The sequence below is a fragment of the Ruminococcus sp. 5_1_39BFAA genome, from assembly GCF_964240875.1.
Lineage (GTDB): Bacteria > Bacillota > Clostridia > Lachnospirales > Lachnospiraceae > Blautia_A.
On sequence record NZ_CAXSVO010000076.1, the window covers coordinates 1 to 2,573 of the forward strand.

3 protein-coding genes are annotated in these 2,573 nt (G+C 45.2%); all 3 read right to left on the reverse strand.

All coding sequences use genetic code 11. The features are described from left to right. Positions 1–402: ExeA family protein (locus ACESZH_RS23750; RefSeq protein WP_373219988.1), on the reverse strand; the 402-nt coding region annotated here is incomplete at its 3' end. Then, positions 395–1,810: a DDE-type integrase/transposase/recombinase gene (locus ACESZH_RS23755; protein WP_373219559.1), complete on the reverse strand. Its 1,416-nt coding sequence runs from the start codon at positions 1,808–1,810 to the stop codon at positions 395–397. The genes ACESZH_RS23755 and ACESZH_RS23750, both read right to left, overlap by 8 nt. Positions 1,811–1,886: 76 nt before the next feature. Next, positions 1,887–2,384: a DUF6431 domain-containing protein gene (locus ACESZH_RS23760; protein ID WP_373219560.1), complete on the reverse strand. Its 498-nt coding sequence runs from the start codon at positions 2,382–2,384 to the stop codon at positions 1,887–1,889. Between the last annotated feature and the right edge of the window lie 189 nt (positions 2,385–2,573).

Below are 2,573 nucleotides of genomic sequence, written 5' to 3' on the forward strand. Positions count from 1 at the left end.
CAATAAATGTGCTTCATCCAGAATGCAGACTACTTTTTTGTGCTGTACTCCGCGGATGATCTCGATCTGTTGCTGCAGCTGGCGTTTGGAATCTCCCCTGTAAAACTTAGATTCCAGTCCCAGCTGGTCCAGGAGTCCTTTATAGAACCATCTTGGAGTCAGTTTTGAATCGGAAAGATAAAGGACAATGTATTCCGATTTTGGAAGTTCTTCATAAAAGCGGCGGATCAATGTAGATTTGCCACAGCCGGGATCTGCAGTGACTACTGCAAACTTCTGGCGGTCTGCCACATAAGCAAGACGCCCGAGAGTCTCTCGAAAAGAATCCGATTCATACAGTTTATCTGCAGGGACATCCCTTACAAAGGGGGTATGTTCCATGCCAAAGAACGTTTCATACATTGCCATCTGCCTCCTTTCTGTAAGATGCGAAGGAAATGGCATTGGCTACCTGTTCACGGTTCTTTTCATGCTGTATTTCAAGAGCATCTAAAAAGCGTGAAGTACTTGGCTTCTGTTCCTGCATGGAAACCGGGAGTGTAGGATTTTTATCACAGTAAGACCCGATCTTAAGTGGTCTGGCTGTGAAGGGCTCATAACCGGGATAAGTGACAGTCAGTACTTCCGGAGCCGCAGGATCGTAAGCAATTCCTACTTTGTATCCGATCAGTTCAGGCTTTGTTTCATAACGCTGTCCCCGGAAACTGATGCAGGCTCCTTTATCAACTTTACGTTCTTCATGATGAAGAAAGGCCTCTGAAACAACAGATGCATTGATGAAGTTAAGGGGACGTGTGTCCCGGTTCCATTCCTGAAGCGGCGTAATTCCGTTTTCAGGTACTGCAGCGCCAAGGCTTTCATAATATTCAGAAATCCCCTCGTGCGGCTTTTTGTGATAATACTCTTCAAGGAAGACGGACCATAAATGGTTCAGTTCTTCCAGGGATCTTATATTTTTCAGTTTGGCTTCCCGATTGAAGGTATCCACTACCTGGTGGAACTTTTCAATCTTTCCCTTACTTTTTCCACTCCGGATGCGTGCGAATTTCACGCGGATCCCAAGCCTGGCAAGGGAACAGCTTAACTGTTTGGCAACATACTGACTGCCATGATCGAAATAGCAGGCATCAAATGATCCGTAGCGTATAATGGCCTGATGGAAGGTATCTTCCACGATTGTTTCTTCCTGATTATCATAAAAACGGGAAGACAAGATATATCTGGAATGATCATCGATCGCTGAAGATAAATAAGTCTGGACTTTTGCTCCATTTTTACCGATAGGCAGTTTGGGGCCATATTTGATGTCTCCCTGGATCAGCATCATGCGGTGTGGCTTGCAGAACCGTTTGGATGAGCTTTCGCGTGCGTCCCGGTACATCTTCATATGTTCCCTGCCAAAACCACGCTTATAAAGATGCCGTTCCAGAGTCGGACGTTTTAAAACTCCGGGAGCCACATGTCCTTCCATCTCCAGGATCAGAATGATCTGTGCGACGGAACGTTCCGGTACTTCCTTTCTGAGCTGGATAGCCTGTTCTACAAGAAATTCAAAGTTTTCGGGCAGTCCCTGTGAGCGGTGTTTCTTCCTGGTTGCCGGTTTTAATCCGGAAAACTGTCCTTCTCTGTATGCTTTTTCATAGCGGTATAGAGAACGGACCGTGATTTCATTTTCCTCGGCGATCTTTTTGCGGAGCTGGAGCTTTTTGGCATTATCCAGATCCTCGCGCAGAAGCGGGGAAATGAGCTGGAAACGATGGAGTGCTTCCTGTTCTTCCCATTGTCTTACTATCTGTTGGTTTGTATTCATAATTCGTGACCTCCTTTTGAGACCACTATATAGGAAAAGCCTGTGACAGACGAACGAAAGTAGGTGCATGCGTGTATCAGTAAAAAGCCGGCAGAAAACCACCGCTGTTGTAAATAATGCGGATGGCCTTTTCCAGCCAGTTAAAATATTTTTTCCTGACCGCTTCAAGCAGTGACTGGTCAGAGAAAAGAAGATCCTTGCCAAGTCCGAGAATACTGTATCCTGCATTTCTAAGATATCCTTCCATGTTTGAAAGATTGAGTTGGAACCACCGCAGCCAGTACAGCATGGTACTGATCGAAGGATAGTCTTCAGAATCCTGATCATGAGGCGTTACGATCCCATCGATCACACCACTGATGACCTCTGCTTCATAGTGTTTATATGGAAGCAATACATCTGGAAGTTCATTATGATAGCTCTCACATGCAGTACATCTGAATCTCCGGATACTCAGGAAATCCCGATTACCGCCTTCATGCTTTCTGATACGAAGTCTGGAATCCCGGTATCTGAGCTGTCCACCACAGCAAGGACATCCTGGTACATTTTCACTGCTCTTAACAAAAAACACCGTTTGCCTCATTGCGAACAAGCATATACTCTGCTATAATGAACATGGTTTTTACCAGATCTCAGAGTACGCGACTGTCCAAGAGGGTGCTCTGAGATTTTTTCTTTCTGTAGGATAATGACAGTATACAGAGCAACCTGACGACAGGCAACAAAATCTAAAAAATGCTATTTTAAAGGAGCATCAACA